The organism is Rufibacter radiotolerans, assembly GCF_001078055.1.
Classification (GTDB): Bacteria; Bacteroidota; Bacteroidia; order Cytophagales; family Hymenobacteraceae; genus Nibribacter; species Nibribacter radiotolerans.
Window position 1 is genome coordinate 342,201 of the sequence record NZ_CP010777.1, and the last position, 13,760, is coordinate 355,960.

General features: G+C 53.7%; 13 protein-coding genes. 3 read left to right on the forward strand and 10 right to left on the reverse strand.

Features of this window, described 5'->3' with window-relative positions; all coding sequences use genetic code 11:
* Positions 1–163: 163 nt before the first annotated feature.
* Together TH63_RS01470 and recA are read right to left on the reverse strand one after the other, a co-directional pair.
* Complete coding sequence (locus TH63_RS01470) at positions 164–928, reverse strand: DUF3108 domain-containing protein (RefSeq protein ID WP_231583524.1); 765 nt, start codon at positions 926–928, stop codon at positions 164–166.
* Between the two features lie 199 nt (positions 929–1,127).
* The gene (gene recA, locus TH63_RS01475) at positions 1,128–2,165 is read right to left on the reverse strand and encodes a recombinase RecA (RefSeq protein WP_048919365.1); all 1,038 of its coding nucleotides are present in this window, start codon (positions 2,163–2,165) and stop codon (positions 1,128–1,130) included.
* A gap of 440 nt (positions 2,166–2,605) precedes the next feature.
* Between recA and TH63_RS01480 the strand changes: the two genes are divergently transcribed.
* Positions 2,606–3,775 (forward strand): hypothetical protein, encoded by a 1,170-nt coding sequence (locus TH63_RS01480; protein ID WP_231583525.1) that lies wholly within the window; start codon positions 2,606–2,608, stop codon positions 3,773–3,775.
* A 42-nt stretch (positions 3,776–3,817) separates the two neighbouring features.
* Here TH63_RS01480 and TH63_RS01485 read toward each other — a convergent pair whose 3' ends face one another.
* The gene (locus TH63_RS01485; RefSeq protein WP_197088614.1) at positions 3,818–4,414 is read right to left on the reverse strand and encodes a GNAT family N-acetyltransferase; all 597 of its coding nucleotides are present in this window, start codon (positions 4,412–4,414) and stop codon (positions 3,818–3,820) included.
* Between the two features lie 190 nt (positions 4,415–4,604).
* Between TH63_RS01485 and TH63_RS01490 the strand changes: the two genes are divergently transcribed.
* Together TH63_RS01490 and TH63_RS01495 are read left to right on the forward strand one after the other, a co-directional pair.
* On the forward strand, positions 4,605–5,498 hold the full coding sequence (locus TH63_RS01490) for a TIGR02587 family membrane protein (protein WP_048919367.1): 894 nt from the start codon (positions 4,605–4,607) through the stop codon (positions 5,496–5,498).
* The gene (locus TH63_RS01495) at positions 5,479–5,856 is read left to right on the forward strand and encodes a hypothetical protein (RefSeq protein ID WP_048919368.1); all 378 of its coding nucleotides are present in this window, start codon (positions 5,479–5,481) and stop codon (positions 5,854–5,856) included. Before TH63_RS01490 ends, TH63_RS01495 begins: the two co-directional genes overlap by 20 nt.
* A gap of 126 nt (positions 5,857–5,982) precedes the next feature.
* Here the strand turns inward: TH63_RS01495 and TH63_RS01500 are convergent, their stop codons facing one another.
* The 7 genes from TH63_RS01500 to TH63_RS01530 form a co-directional block, all read right to left on the reverse strand.
* The gene (locus TH63_RS01500; RefSeq protein WP_048919369.1) at positions 5,983–6,411 is read right to left on the reverse strand and encodes a hypothetical protein; all 429 of its coding nucleotides are present in this window, start codon (positions 6,409–6,411) and stop codon (positions 5,983–5,985) included.
* 122 nt (positions 6,412–6,533) lie between these two features.
* Positions 6,534–7,910 carry an FAD/NAD(P)-binding protein gene (locus TH63_RS01505; RefSeq protein WP_048919370.1) on the reverse strand — a complete coding sequence of 459 codons (1,377 nt, stop codon included), beginning with the start codon at positions 7,908–7,910 and terminating at the stop codon, positions 6,534–6,536.
* Positions 7,911–8,069: 159 nt separating this feature from the next.
* Positions 8,070–9,035, reverse strand: a complete 966-nt coding sequence (locus TH63_RS01510) for an AAA family ATPase (RefSeq protein WP_048919371.1) — start codon at positions 9,033–9,035, stop codon at positions 8,070–8,072.
* A gap of 10 nt (positions 9,036–9,045) precedes the next feature.
* Positions 9,046–10,398: a peptidylprolyl isomerase gene (locus tag TH63_RS01515; RefSeq protein WP_048919372.1), complete on the reverse strand. Its 1,353-nt coding sequence runs from the start codon at positions 10,396–10,398 to the stop codon at positions 9,046–9,048.
* 112 nt (positions 10,399–10,510) lie between these two features.
* Positions 10,511–12,796 carry a peptidylprolyl isomerase gene (locus tag TH63_RS01520; protein WP_048919373.1) on the reverse strand — a complete coding sequence of 762 codons (2,286 nt, stop codon included), beginning with the start codon at positions 12,794–12,796 and terminating at the stop codon, positions 10,511–10,513.
* A 214-nt stretch (positions 12,797–13,010) separates the two neighbouring features.
* Entirely contained in the window at positions 13,011–13,421 is a 411-nt protein-coding gene (locus tag TH63_RS01525) for an ATP-binding protein (RefSeq protein ID WP_048919374.1), read from the reverse strand.
* Positions 13,414–13,752, reverse strand: a complete 339-nt coding sequence (locus TH63_RS01530; protein ID WP_048919375.1) for an STAS domain-containing protein — start codon at positions 13,750–13,752, stop codon at positions 13,414–13,416. Before TH63_RS01530 ends, TH63_RS01525 begins: the two co-directional genes overlap by 8 nt.
* Between the last annotated feature and the right edge of the window lie 8 nt (positions 13,753–13,760).

Consider the following 13,760-nt stretch of genomic DNA (forward strand, 5'->3'; position numbering starts at 1 on the left):
GAATTTCTTCATTGGCCCACTAGCAGATGCCCACGGGGGTGGCTAAAACCAGTAATTTCTGTTTTAGGCCTATTTTAGCCAAAAAAGGCCTAAAACAGATGAGCCACCAGGGAAACCTGGTGGCTCATCTGTTTTTTATTTTTATGCAATGCCTTTCACCTGACTACCGCACCACGTTCAGTTTGCCTTGCAGGCCAGAATACTTGTAAAGGTCTACCTTCACAGATCCCACAAACATCTTCGCCTCAAACATCACCGGCACCTTGTTCACGTCATCAGAAAGATACACCGTGATGGCGTCTTCGCCGTCAAACAGCTTATTGGAGGGCATGCGCGGTACCAGGCGGTGGGCTTTGATCTTACCGGCCTTAGTGTCTACGGTCACCACACCACGGTACGTGATGTTCATGTCAAAGATTTCGTCACCCAGGAAGCCCTGCAGCCTGATGGTCTGGCCCGTCCGGAAGTCATCCAGGTTGAGGGCCCGCAGGTAGTAGAAGCCACTCACCATGTCCTGCACATTGTCCGGCACTTTATGGGTCACGTTCTTATGGTTCTTGCGGCTGTCATTGACTACCACTTTGTTGCCAATATGGTCAAAGTCGGTGGTTTCCTTGCGGCGGTAGTTGCCTTCCTCAATGTTGCGGTGGAACCGGAGCGGGAGCAGGGAGGCCGTGTCTATGTAAGAAGTCCAGGTGTCACGCACGCGGTGGAAGAAATCAAATGAGCCCGTGGTCTTGCCAGACACCGAGGTCTGGAAAGTAGGGCGGTTGTTGATGCGGTGCAGGCCAGGGGCTACCTGAATGGTGGCCTCTCCGGCGTTAATGACCCCGTAATGCACTTTGTACTGCAGCACCTCTCCGGTGCCAAAGCTCTCGTTTTTAACGGTACGCATGGTATCCTTGATCGCGAAGGCGCTCAGGACCATTCCTAACAGAGGTATAAGTAGAAGTAGTTGATATTTTACACGCATAAGCTAGTCTTTCCAATATTCCTGAGGCTATTCAAATGTCGTACCAAACCTAACGGAGAAAGGAACGTGTACAAATTAATGCTTTTTCAGGAGGAACTCAACTTAAACAGAAACGGCACCTTAAAAGGTGCCGTTTTGTAGAAATTATATGTAGTTATTCTCCGGTGTCTTCCAGAACGGCCGCCACTTTTGCTGGCTCGCCTTTCACAATAGCCCGGATCTTGTCTTCAATCTCCTGCATGAGTTCTTCATTGTCTAACAGGAACTGTTTCACGGCATCACGGCCCTGACCTAAGCGATCACCGCTGTAAGAGAACCATGAACCAGACTTCTGTACCACACCCAGCTCAACCCCAAGATCCAGGATCTCGCCTACTTTGGAGATACCTTCGCCGTACATGATGTCAAACTCCACTACTTTGAACGGAGGCGCCACCTTGTTTTTTACCACTTTCACTTTGGTGCGGTTACCGGTAATGTTGTCCGGGCCTTCTTTGATCTGCCCAATACGGCGGATGTCCAGACGAACCGAAGCGTAGAATTTAAGGGCGTTACCACCGGTGGTGGTCTCTGGGTTACCAAACATCACCCCAATCTTCTCACGCAACTGGTTAATGAAGATACACAAGCAACCTGTTTTGTTGATGGTACCGGTCAGTTTACGTAAGGCCTGAGACATCAAACGCGCCTGAAGACCCATTTTGCTGTCACCCATGTCGCCTTCCAGTTCGCCTTTAGGCACCAGAGCGGCCACGGAGTCAATCACGATAATGTCAATGGCACCGGAGCTGATCAAATGGTCGGCAATCTCCAGGGCCTGCTCACCGTTGTCTGGCTGCGCAATCAGGAGGTTTTCTGTGTCAATGCCTAGTTTCTCTGCGTATGCTTTGTCAAAAGCGTGCTCAGCGTCAATAAACGCGGCAATACCACCTTTTTTCTGAGCCTCGGCTATGCAGTGCATGGTAAGGGTAGTTTTACCGGACGATTCTGGTCCGTAAATCTCTACCACCCGTCCGCGGGGAAGACCACCAATACCAAGGGCTATATCTAGGCCCAAAGAACCAGTGGAAATGGCTGGGACGTCCACTACCTGCGTATCATTCAGCTTCATGACAGTACCTTTACCATAGGTTTTGTCCAGCTTGTCGATGGTAAGTTGGAGCGCTTTTAATTTCTCGCTTTGTACACTCATGTTTGTGTTTTCTTTGCTTTTAATTTGTTGAATTTACAACTTCCTGAGCCAATCTGCAAACGCTTGCCGCGGCGTTTCAGCTGCTTTCCAGACTCATTCCGGAGGCGTATAAAGGAAACACCCAAAGTACCGGATTTGTGCCAAGAATTACTATTTTTTTTAGTTATTTTTTATTACTGAATGCTATTGAAAATAGCAACAGGTAATAGAAAGAGAAGCAGGCAGTTGCAGGATAAATCTCTGGTGGCCGGTCTTTTTCTCTATTCTCTTGCAACAACATTTCCCGCGTTTTAGTTACAGGCAGGGCAGGTATTTCCCAAGATTTTAGGGCCGTTCCTTTTAAACCCGTTTTTGCCTACCTTTCGGGTTAGGGCAATAGCGGTTGGCAGGGGCAAGCACCCTTTTTATTCTTTTCATAGCGGCAACGCAAACCTTATTATATGCCTAAGAAGTGGCTTTTACTGGCGACCGGCGCCTTTTTTCTGAGTTTATCGGGCTATGCCCAGTTAAACAATGCGGCCTTTGAAACCCGGCAACCGGTAAAGCCAGACCAGACCGGCGAGCTGCAGCTGGGCCTGAACGTACTGGGCTACCAGAAAAACAACGAGTACTTCAATGACATCGCCGAGGGCTACACGCTGTTTGGCTACCACCTCAACCCCCGGCTTATTTACCATGCCTCGCCCACGGTGCGGCTAGACGTGGGCGTGCAGGTGCAGAAAGACTTCGGGACTAAGAAATATTCCCTGGTACAGCCCACCTTCACGCTGCGGTACGAGGAAAACGGCATGGCCCTGCTGTTGGGTACCCTGGAAGGCCACCTGAACCACGGCTACATTGAGCCTCTCTATGACTTTGAGCGCGTCATGACCAACCGCCTGGAAAACGGCCTGCAGTTTCTGCTGGACAAGCCCGGCACCAAGGTAGACGTCTGGATTGACTGGCAGCGCTACCTGCGGCGCCTGGACCCGTTCCAGGAAGAGGTGGCCGGCGGGGTCTCCTCAGAGATTACGCTCTACCGCACGCCAGTTTCCCTGGGTTTTGAGGAAAACACCCCAGAAACGGAAACTTACATCGGCCTGCCGCTGCAGTTCACGGCCCAGCACCGCGGCGGCCAGATAGATGATACAGACCTGCCCCTGGTTACGCTTGCCAATGTGGCGGCGGGGCTGGTGTTCAAGAAAAGCTATGACAGAAAGGTGTTGAAGGCGCTGCATTTTCAGCCGTACGTGGTGGGTTGGAAGGATTTCTCCAATGAAAAGAACCTGGCCTTTACGCAAGGCGGGGGGCTGTACCTGAACGCGGGGGTAGACACCAAATACCAGAACGTGATGCTGAGCTACTGGCGCGGCAACGGGTATTACTCAGAGCTGGGCGGCAAGCTGTTCCCGTCGGTCTCCTCTAACTTTAAGACGCCAGATTATACCCAGAAAAACCGGCAGCTGCTCATTCTGCGCTTCATGCATGACATCAAGCTAATGGACGGACTGGACCTGACCTTGCGGGTAGAGCCGTACTATGACCTGGATTTTCCTAAGCTGGAATTCTCCAATAGCCTGTACCTCAATTTCAACTCTGATTTCTTTCTGGCCAAGCCCAAACGGAGGTAATGCCGTTTTGGGCCTGTTTTCCGGAAAACGGGCCTGAAACGCCTACCGAAGCTGGGCCGCCTGGTGGTCATGGCGCAGCAGCCGGTACACATTTATGGGGCGTGACGGAACGCCTGTCTCCTCCTGTACCAGGGGCGTATAGGTTCTGGTATAGGTGAATCCGCACCGTTCGGCCACCCGTTTGCTTCGGTCATTGCCTTCGGCGCAGCGCACGTTCACGCAATCCATGCGCAGCACCTGAAACGCGTACCGCAGCATGGCCTTGAGGGCCTCGGTGGCATAACCCTGCCCCTCTGCTTCTTCACTTAGGTAGTAGCCCACCTCGGCAAAAAGCTTTCCCCGCGCCAGGCGCCTGAGGGTAATATCGCCTATGTAGTCTTGTTCTTCCTGGCGCCAGATGCCAAAGCTATAGAGGTCACCGGCCCGCAGCTGAAGGGCCAGAAGCCTGAGGCGCCGTTCGGCGTCAGCCAGGGTCTGCACGGCCTTGGTGCGGTCCGGGAAATCTGACTGCAGGCGGGAGCGGTTCTGGTCCAGCAGTTGCCAGAACTCCTGGGCCATGCCGGGGCCATAGGGCTTAAGGAGAAGCCGGTCTGTGAGAAGCTCAGTCTGGGTAGCCGGCGAAGAAGAAAGTTGCCGCATAAGATTGCCTTGGGTCTGGCTTATGTGTACGGGCATCGCGGGCCGCAGATGTGGCAATGGTAGGTTTTTGTGTCGGGTTTCGGGCAAAATTACTTGTCCGTATTACTACGGCCTATGCCTGGGTGTTTTTCACAGCCGTCAGATAAACTCTGGCTTTGGGTTTGCCGTTAAGCACTTAGTTTAAAATCACATGCAAGACAGGACCATAGAAGAATCATTGCAGGAATACGGCCGGGGCATTATTGGGGGCTTGCTATTCAGTTTGCCCATGCTCTATACCATGGAGGTGTGGTGGACCAGCTTCCATATAGTGCCGTGGCAACTGGTTCTCTATATTGTGGTCACGTTTGTGCTGCTTTTAGCTTACAACACCTACGCCGGCCTCCGGCCCTCCGCCTCCTGGAAAGAGGTGGCCATTGACTCTGTGGAGGAAATGGGGCTGGGGCTGCTTCTGTCTTTTTTAATTCTTTGGCTTTTGGGGCGCATTGACCTGGGGGAGATGCCCCTGGAGCGCGTGGTGTACAAGGTAGTGGTGGAGGCCATGACGGTCGCCATTGGCGTTTCGGTGGGTACCGCCCAGCTAGGCGCCTCCGGCGATGAGGAGGAGGAACAGAAAGAGGAGGGAAATGAACCGTTGGGCCTTCAGCAGGCCTCCACCCTGGAAGCCGTGTTACTGGCCACCTGCGCCGGCATGCTGTTTGGGGCCAACATCGCGCCCACCGATGAAGTGGTGATGATTGCTGCCTCCGTGACCCCGTTTCAGTTGCTGCTCTTGTGTTTGGCCTCGTTGGCGCTGAGTACCCTGGTGTTGTTTTACATTGGGTTTAAGGGTGCGTATGAAACCCCGGCCAACGAGAAGCCCAAGCTCCTGGAGCTGCTCTGGAGCGTGAGTATTACCTATGCCACCGCCTTCTGCGTTTCTGCGGGCGCGCTGTGGTTTTTTGGCCGGTTCAACGGGGCCGGCCTTGAGTTTTGCATTGCGATGACGGTAGTACTGGCGATGGTTTCCTCCTTGGGGGCATCGGCGGGCCGGTTCTTGTTTGACCAGGAATATAAAGAACACCATGAAAAAAAATCTGCTTGAGTGGTCTGTCTTCGGGGTGAGTTTGCTCCTGATTCTGGCGCTAGTGGGCTACCTGGCCATCAAGTCCTTCTCCTACCAAGACAACCCACCCGACCTGAAGGTGATGATCATTCCGGAGCCGGGTAGGCAAGACCAGAACATCTACCGCCTGGAGCTCATGAACCATGGCGAGCAGGCCGCGGAAAATATTCAGGTGGAAGTGGCCCTGGTGTTGCAAGGACAGGAGCTGGAAACCGCCCAGGCCATGTTCCCGCTGGCACCCCATAAAAGCACCATGAAAGCCTGGGTCACGTTCAGGAGCCCCAGAGCCGCAAACCAGGAGGTAAAGGTGCATGTGCTGGGCTATAACCAACCGTAGGTAAGCGAAGGAATCCTTTAAAAGAGCATCGCCTGCCCCATAACATAATTGTTATAGGGCAGGCGATTTTTTATTGACCACAAGGCGTTTGGTGGAAGGACCCTGGGTATTGACTTAAGCGGAAGCTTATTGGTTCAGGAACGGGTATTTGTGCTGCAGGGGGCTATGCAGCTGCTGCTGGCGGGCAATCACCTCCATGGAGTGGGCAATCTCATTGAAATACTCCAGACGCCGGATCAGCTGCTCTTTCAAGAGTACGGTGCCTTCTGGGGTACGCAGGTACGCCCGCTTGTTTTCCAGGATCTTGTGCATCACGTCCTGCACCAGCTTTCCTTCCCGCATGTACAAATCATGGAACTCCACCAAGGCGTCAAAGCCGGGTTTGGTGACCTGGCACGGGAAGCCGGCATGCGATAACACATCACACAGCAGGTTTACCTCCAGCGGCATGGTAATGTCATAGGGCGTGGTACGGACATCAAGGCCTCTCTTAATGTAGGAGAAGATGGTTTCCAGGTTTTGTTCAAAGCGTTCGTAAAGGGCTGCGGCTTCCATGCAAGTTTGGTTTTAAAGGAATCAGGGGCAAAAGTACACAATGCGTTACTCTTTTTCACCACCTGCTGTTTCTTGTACCCAGAAAGGGTTTCTGTTTTAAGCCTGTTTTCCGGAAAACAGGCTTAAAACAGGTGTAAAATTTCCTGGCTCAGGGCCTGGGCCTGTTCCCGGAGCTCGGGTACGGCGTTAGATTCCCAAAGCTCGCCGCGCAGGGCCGCGCCCAGTGTGAAAAGCCCCTGGCACGGTTCCCCGTTGGCTTGCAATACCCGGTAATGCGCATCGGCTTTCAGGCCCATGCCCATGGGGTGCGGGAAGAGAAGGTCCTGCGCCAGCATTGATTTCACCAGCGGGTCCTTTAGTTTAGCGTACTCCAGTTGCGGGCCGGTGCAGTTAATGACGCGGTCGGCCAACAGTGTCTGGGTAGTGCCTAGTGTTTTTACCTGCACTTCAATCTGTCCGTTTTGTGGGTGAATTTTTTGAATGCGGCCGGGCATAATCTCCAGGAAACCGTCTTTGATGGCCTGCTTTATCTTAGCGTGCACTTGCGGCGGTAATCTATGCCGCGCCACCGTCCAGAGAGAGCCCAGCTTCTGGCTGAAGCGCTTCTTGTCTGCGTCTGAAAAGCGTTGCCAGAGCGCCTGGGTCTGGGCCCGAACCCCATTGATTAAAGGCTCCCAGTGGTCCTGGCCCTTTTCCTGAAGCGCTTTCTTGAACAGGTCCACCACCTCACGCAGAGAAGAAGCCCCGGCAATTTGCGTACTGAAGGCGGTGTCAAGGGTAGACGTGCGGTAGGGATAGGGTAGGTAGCCGTTGGTGGAGACGGCGGTAATGGTGCCGTTGAAGCCTTGTTTGAGCAGGGCCAGAATGATGTCAATGCTGGTCAGTCCCGTGCCTATCAACAGCAAGCGGCCCTGATCCGGGAGGTTTTGCCAGGCCTCAGGTTTCCAAGGGTTGTGGTAGTACAGGGGCGGGGCCAGTTGCGGGCTGGTTCCGCGCAGCGGCGAAGGTTGGAAATTGCCCAGGGCCAGCACCACCTTGTGCGCGGGTATTTGTTGACCATCCTTTAGTTGCAGCTGGTAGGGGAATTCTGCCTGTGCTGTATGCTGGAGGTGCACCACCCGCTGGGAAAGAACCTGGGCCGTGTTGTGGCCGGCCGGCTGGGCCAGGGCCTGGGTTAGCTGTTCCTCCAGGTACTGGCCGTACACTTTTCTGGGCATGAAGATCTTCTCCAATTCTTCAGGGGGCGTGTAGGCGTACAGCGGTTGCTGCCGCAGCCAATCCACGAAATGATGGGGCTGGTCTGGGTAGGCGCTCATGCGGCCGGCGTACACGTTCAGCAAAAAGAGGTCTGAGCCAGCGGAATATGCCACGCCTTTGCCCACCGGGTAGCCCTCATTCAGGAGCAGCACGTGCACGGGTGTCTGCTGCTGCCGGAGCAAATGCACGGCCACCATGGTCCCACTGAACCCTCCTCCCACAATAGCAATTACTTGGCGCATGGCATCTGTTCTTTTGAAAACCAACGGGAACGGAGGTGCTCCCTGGCAATATGTACCACGTGAACTGATTTTACCGGAAAAAGTTATGGGTGTTTTGCACCAGCGAAGAGTAGATCTTTCGTTTTAAGCCTGTTTTAGCCAAAACGGGCTCAAAACAGCCTAAAGAAGGCCTTTGATAATTTGCTCCACGGAAATGCCTTCGGCTTCGGCTTTGAAGTTGCGCACCAGGCGGTGGCGTAGGATAGGCGTGGCCACGGCCTGCACGTCTTCAATGTCTGGGGAGTACTTTCCTCTGATGAGGGCATTGCACTTGGCGCCCATGATCAGGTGTTGTGAGGCCCGGGGGCCGGCGCCCCACTCCAGGTACTGGGTAGCCTGCGGACCTGCCATTTCTGTGTTGGGCCTGGTTTTATGCACCAGTTGCACGGCATACTCCACCACGTTATCCGTAACGGGCACGCGGCGGACCAGCTGCTGGAAGGCAGAGATCTCGTCGGCGTGCAGGATCACAGTGGGTTTGTGCTGGCGGTCGCCGGTGGTGTTTTTGACAATCTGCAGCTCGGCCTGGTAGCTGGGGTAGGAGAGAGCCACGTGAAACATAAAGCGGTCCAGCTGGGCCTCAGGTAAGGGGTAGGTTCCTTCTTGCTCAATGGGGTTCTGGGTGGCCAGCACAAAGAACGGCCTAGGGAGCTTGTAATGGTGGCCGGCCACGGTCACGGAGTATTCCTGCATGGCCTCCAGCAACGCCGCCTGGGTTTTAGGGGGCGTCCGGTTGATCTCATCTGCCAGTACTATGTTGGCAAAAACGGGCCCCTTCACAAACTGGAACTGGCGGTTCTGGTCCAGGGTCTCTGAGCCCAGAATGTCTGAAGGCATTAAGTCTGGGGTGAACTGTACCCGGTTAAAGGTAAGGTCCAGGGAGTTGGCAATGGTCTGGATAAGAAGGGTCTTGGCCAGACCCGGAACGCCTACCAACAGACAGTGACCCTGACAGAAAACGGCCGTGAGCACCAGCTTCACTACTTCCTCCTGGCCAATAATGGTTTGAGAAATCTCAGCGGTCAATCGCTTATAGGCATGATGCAGGGCATCTGCGGCTTCTCTGTCAGAGGCAAAAGGAGGCATAGAGAACGGGTTAGTCGTCTAAATTGCAGGATTTGAATTCGGGGGCCAGGTCCACAAAAACAGTGTCTTTGTTTTTCTCAAACCAATCTGAGATGGCTCGGTTCCGTTTCTCACTCAACGCCGCGGCCGCGATCTTCTGGTAATCATCTTTCATGTTGGCCTGGTGCGGAGGAGTCTTTGATTTAAGGTACAAGATACGCATGGCTTCCTTGCCGTCTTCGGTGCGGTAGGGAAGCGGTATGCTGATATCTCCCACCTTTAACGTATCTGTCACAAAGAAGATGGACGGGTCCAGCTTGTCTACGGGAATATCTGTGGTAGGGCTGCCGGGTAAGGTAATCATACCGCCGTTTCCTTTGGTAGACATGTCATCTGAAAAGTCTTTGGCCGCCTTGGCAAACGAAATGCTGTCTTTCTGAATGAGGTTTCTAATGCTGTCTAAGAGCGCGGTGGTCTGCTGCAGGTCTACCTGGGCAGTAGCAGGCTTGATGAGGATATGGCGGGTGTTGAACTCCTCGCCGCGGCGCTCCAGCAACTGTATGATGTGGAACCCGAACATAGACTCAATCACCGGCGATGTCTCTCCGGGCTGCAGTTTCAAGGCAGCGGCTTCATACTCAGGTACCAGCTCACGTTTCTTGAAGAAACCCAGCACGCCACCGGCGGCGCCGGAACCTGGGTCCTGGGAGTATTGCTTGGCCAGGGCGGCGAAGTCCTCACCGGCCATAATGCGTTTTCTAATGGCTTCCAGCTGCTCACGGGCCGCCTGCTTCTGGGCGGTGCCGATCTGGGCGATCTTCACGATCTGGCCTACCTCTACCTCCGTGGAGAAATACGGCAAGCTGTCTTTGGGAATGCGGTTAAAGTACTGCTGTACCTCTTTAGGGGTCACCTTGATCTTGCCGGCAATCTCCCGCTCCATTTTCTGGGTGGTGAGCTGCTCGCGCAAGCTACGCTTAAGATCACTTCTGATCTCATTCATGGGTTTCTTGTAGTACTCCTCCAGTTTTTCCTCACTGCCAATCTGCGCCACAAAGTTGCTCAGGCGTCCTTCCAGTTCGGCATTAATTTGGGTTTCATCCACAATCACAGAGTCTATCTCGGCGCGGGCCAGTAACAGCTTGTTCTGCACCAGGGAGCGCAGGATCTCACAACGCAGGTTAGTGGACTTATAGCCTTGGCTTACGGCGTTGGCGTTCTGGAACTCCAGCTCTGAGCGCAGAATGATATGGCTTCCTACCTTCGCCACAATGTTGTCAATGAGGGTGACCTGTTGCGCGCGGGCGGTTTGCGTGAAAGCACCTAACGCGCAGAGTACAAGAAGGCATTTAAGGAAAGAAGAAAAGGGAATTCTGATTTTCATGGTATTCTTTATAGCGGTTGCCTTGTATAGAACCGCTTCTCTTGCAAAATAGTATAGACGTAAACAGACAAAACTAGGCAAACGGCTTCATTAAAAGAAACTTCTGCCCTGCTTACTTCTTAATAAGCTTCTCTACCTCTGGCTGGTTCACGCTTACCGGGTATTTCTGGCGCAGTTCCTTGATCCACTCCTGCTCCAGATAGGTCTGGTAGTCTGAGATCACCACGCCCCGGGTTTCTGACAGTTTCTTAGGCGCCGGTGCTTCTACCTTATCAATTTTGATCCAGAGGGAGCGGCCGTCCTGGGTAACGTTGTAAGTGCCTGGCTTCCAGGCGACGCCATCCAGGGCCTTGTTCTCGCCGCGCTGGAATTTGCGGGAGGTGACCTGTAAGGCCAGCGGGCTGTTCTGGTTAAAGCGGTCGGCCAGGGTTTGCGGGTCTGTGGAATATACCTGCAGGGCAACCCGGCGGGCCGGGCGGGCTTTAGGGGCAGCCGGCATTACAGTTACCTGGTTGGCTTCCACGCCTTTCTCTACCAGGTAATTCTTAATGGCGGTGGCACGGCGGGAAGCCAGGCCTGCGTTCTTCTTGTTGGCCACCTCACGGGTGTCTGCGTATCCGGTCACTTCCAGCACCAGGCTGGAATCTTGCTGCAGCGCCTGGGCTAGTGGCTCCAGCTGGGCCATGGCAGCCTTAGAAAGCGTGGTTTTGTCAGTGTCAAAGGCAATATCTGGCTGCTTGTGGCGCACGGATAGGAACCGACCTTGCGCCAATTGCTCCTGGGCCTGGGCCAGAACGGTAGGGTTAGCGGCGCTGATGATCGTAGCGGTGGCACGTTCGCCCCAGGTATACTTGTCACGGTTGGCCTCAAAGAAAGCCTTTAAGCCCACAGTGTCCTCTACCGCCTTGGCCCATACTTTCTCCTCCATTAATTGGAACAGCAGAATACCATCATGGTACTCGTTCACCAGCATGCGGTAATCTGGGTGTTTTTCCTCCAGGTGCGCGCGCTCATAGTCCAGCAGGCTGGTTTCTACAAACTTGTCATAGAGCAGGTTCATGGCGTGGGCCGGCGAAACGGTCTGTCTGGCGCGTTGGTTGGCTTCTACGTAGGTGGCAAACTGGCCCACGGTGTAGGGCTTGCCCTCAATGGTGAACAGGGTAGCCGCAGGCAGGTTCTTCGGCTCTGCCGGAACGGTGAATTTCCAGGTGCCGGCCGCCAGCGTAGAGTCTGCCAGCTTAAGGGCGGCCTCTTTAATGGCCGGGGTTTCCTGGAACTTGTTTTCTTTTTTGATGCGGCGCAGGAAAGCGGTTTTGTTCAGCTCTGAGCGCGAGTCTTTGGAGATACGGTTCCGGAGCGAGGTTTCCATCTCTTCATACGGCAGCAGTTCTTTGCGCTCCAGTAATTTGATGATGTGCCAGCCATAGGCCGTTTGCACCGGGGCTGAGACGGCGCCGGGCTTGTCTAAGGCAAAGGCGGCTTCCTCAAAAGAGGGAATCATGCGGCCGGTGCCAAACCAGGGCAGTTCGCCGCCTTCATCCGCTGAGGCGGCATCTTCTGAGAACTGCGAGGCCAGCTTGTTCCAGTCTTCCTGGCGCTGCACGCGCTTGTAGATCTCGTCTATCTTTTTCTTTGCCACCAGGGAGTCTGCCTTGGGCAGGCCTTGCTGGGCGCGTACCATGATGTGGGCCACGCGTATTTCGCCCTGGGCGGGGCGTACCTCGTTTACTTTAATTAAATGGTAGCCAAAGCGGGTTCTTACCGGCTGCGAGATCTGCCCAGCCGGGGTATTGAAGGCGGCATTCTCAAAGGGGTACACCATCTGCAGCGCCGTGAAATAACCCAGCTGCCCGGAGTTCTCTCTGGCCGAGGGATCATCTGAGAAGCGCTGGGCCAGGGTCTCAAACGGGGTGCCGCTCACGGCCTGCTGCCGAAGGCCCATGATCTTTTGGTAAGCCGCCAGGGTGTCTTTGGGGTCAGCCTCCTGGTCAACGCTCACCAGAATATGGGTGGCGTTCACTTCCTTTTTCATGCGCTCATAGGCTTCGCGCACCAACTGCTCGGTCACGTTCTTATCTGTGAGGTAAGGCTGGGCCAGTTGCTCTTTGTACCCGCCCAGCTCGCTTTTGAAGGCCTGCGTGGTGTCCAGGCCGCGGCTTTTGGCCTCGGCCACCTTCAGCTTGAAATTGGTGTACAGGTTCAGGTACTCGTTCACGCTGGCGCTGGAGTAGGCGCTGTCTGTGTTGCTGTTGTTTTTCTCGTAAACATAGGCAAACTCAGAGGCCGGCACCTTTTCAGGGCCAATGCTAAGGAGTACAGGTTCCGTGGCTTTCTTGGGAGAAGTACACTGGAACAGGAGCAGGGCACTCAGGCCCACGTATAAGGAGGAAACTCGCATAGGTGTCAGCAAAACGCAAAATGCCGGCCACTTTCTCTGTGCCGACCGTATTGCAATTTTACTCATTTTTTTTGGAGAGAACAGGCTACTATCTAAAAACATAGCGCCATAAAGAGAACAAGAGGGTTAACCTTTTTCTGTTTTTGGCCTGTTTTGGGTAAAACAGGCCAAAAACAGGTTTTATTGTGCCAGCGGGGCAAAAAGCCTTTCCTTTTTACGCCAGTTGCTTGTACAGGCGGCAAATATTGGTGTTGCCTCTCACGCTGTACTCCACTTTGTCCATGATCCGGTTGACCAGGGCTACGCCTACGCCGCCTTTCTTGCCGGTTCTAATGTTGTCATGGATGTTGGGCTCTGTGTAATTGTCCTGCTCAAACGGTGTGCCGTTGTCTGCCAACTCAAAGACAATCTCCTCGTGGTCATACTGAATGGTAAGACAGAGGAATTTTTTGTTGTCTTCGTGGTTGGAGTGGATAATGAGGTTGGCACAGATCTCGTCTACCGCCAGAATGATCTGGTTTAACGTGATATCAGACAATTGCACAGCGGAAAGCGTATCCATCACAAACGTGCGGATAGTTTTAAGATTCCTTCTGTCACAACTGACCCTAATCTTGTTAGTCATTGGCTATGGTCACGGCTTCTTCATAAGAAGAGACGATGGTCATCAGTAGGTCCAGACCCAGAATCTCAAAAACGTTACGTACTTTTTCCTGCATGTTGAAGAAGATCAGTTTGATCTGCGCATCCTCAAATCGCTGCAGGTGAGAGATGAATACGCCCAAACCGGCTGAGGAGATGTAGTTGAGGTTTTTGCAGTCAACCAGGATCTTACCAAACATCATAATGCTTGGGTTGGAAAGCTCTTCATCCAGCAGCACAGAGGAACTGGCGTCTAATTCACCATCTAAACTAATGGTGATGGTATTGTCGGAAATGGTGTGTTTTATTTTCATCGTGGTTC